The sequence below is a fragment of the Oleiphilus sp. HI0079 genome (assembly GCF_001635105.1).
In genome coordinates this window covers 1-1008 of record NZ_LWFT01001364.1, presented here as the reverse complement: position 1 = coordinate 1008, position 1008 = coordinate 1, and the positions used below count along the sequence as shown (strand labels likewise).

Annotated in this window: 1 protein-coding gene; it reads left to right on the top strand. The window is 41.7% G+C overall.

Annotated features, from left to right (window positions below):
* Positions 1–124: 124 nt before the first annotated feature.
* The coding region (locus A3750_RS23570; protein ID WP_156498886.1) for a Tn3 family transposase at positions 125–1008 on the top strand (884 nt) is incomplete at its 3' end.

Genomic DNA, 1008 nt, shown 5'->3' with positions numbered 1-1008 from the left:
TGAGCGTAATGACTTTTCAATCCCTCTGTATAAGTGCCTGCTGTTTATCTATATCTCTAAAGCAATCAAATCCGGGGACTTAAATTTAGCCTACTCATATCGCTTCCGCAGCATTCAGGACTACATGATTGATAAAGAATATTGGGAGGCTCGAAAATACCAGATCTTGCGCGAGTGCAATCTACTTGAGTACATAGACGGAGAAGCATATTTAGCGGGCTTAAAATTGGGCCTTCACGAGAAATACAAGGTTGTTAATAAGCACTTAGCCGACGGGATAAATACCTCCCTCACTTTTAAAGATGGCCGAGTATCTAGAGTGAGCACGCCAAAAACTGACTTTCAAGAGGAATCATTTATTGCGGATGCCCTATCCCAGGATGGATATATTCCAATTCTCCAACTACTTAAAGAAGTAAACCAGGTATGCCAGTTCACTGCTGACTTTAAGCACCTGAGCCCTAAAAATGTAAAGATGAAACCAAAGGAAGAAACTCTAATGGCTGGTATTCTTGCAAAGGGCTGTAATATTGGCTTAGGCAAACTCGCGAGTATTTCCGCTGGTATACAGGAGCACACGCTGCACAACACAGTTAACTGGTTTTTCAGTTTAGAAAATATTAGAAAAGCTAATAACCGCATCGTAGATGCAATCCACAATTTAAAATTATCCAGTGCTTATCTAAAGGATCCGGAAGTTCTCCACTCATCGAGTGATGGTAGAAAGGTAAACGTCGATGTAGATTGCTTGCACGCGAATCATTCCTACAAATATTTCGGCAAAGACAAGGGCGTCACAATTTATACATTCATTGATGAAAAGCAGTCGTTATTCCACAACTCTGTCTTCAGCGCTTCCGATCGTGAGGCACCATACGTCATTGATGGTTTACTCCAAAATGAAGTGACGGATCTTAGGCAAGTACATTCAACCGATACACATGGTTATACAGAGCAGATATTCGCTGTGTCGCACTTTCTAGGGATAGCGTTTGCACCAAGACTTGC